1 protein-coding gene is annotated in these 453 nt (G+C 51.2%); it reads right to left on the reverse strand.

Features of this window, described 5'->3' with window-relative positions:
• Positions 1 to 388, reverse strand: a 388-nt coding sequence (locus MO867_RS24460) for a phage tail terminator-like protein (protein ID WP_252473376.1), incomplete at its 3' end; no start/stop codon positions are given.
• Positions 389 to 453 lie beyond the last annotated feature (65 nt).

A 453-nucleotide genomic window follows, 5' to 3' on the forward strand; every position in this document is an offset into this window, starting at 1 on the left:
CGGTCCAGGCCGCGCTGATGTCGAGTTGATACCAACCATCTACCACCCTGCCGGGGGAGGCAGTTGAGGATTGAATTTTTACGATTTGGCCGGAGTACTCAGGGGTTGAACCGGCTTTGAAGTGAGTGAGAATTTGGTCGGCCATTGCCAGGGCATCCCCCCGCCCTTTTCCTACTGGATAGAAAATGCTGACCTGTAATATTCCTATGCGCTCATCCCTACCAATTTCGCCGATAGTGTCCTGGCCACTATCAGCGGGCAGGTTATAGACAGCCACATAAGGCGTTCCCACGTTCGGCTCATATCCATCATTTTCATAAGCAGTAGGCAAGCCGAAGCCGCCCGATACATAGTGCTGCACCAGGGCCGAATAGATTTTGCTGTACATGAGTTATCTAATTATTCGTCGAATGATCGATTTGATGCGCAAGACATTGCGGCGAACCATACCTG

Origin of the sequence: Microbulbifer okhotskensis (assembly GCF_023895975.1) — a bacterium.
Taxonomy (GTDB): Bacteria; Pseudomonadota; Gammaproteobacteria; order Pseudomonadales; family Cellvibrionaceae; genus Microbulbifer; species Microbulbifer okhotskensis.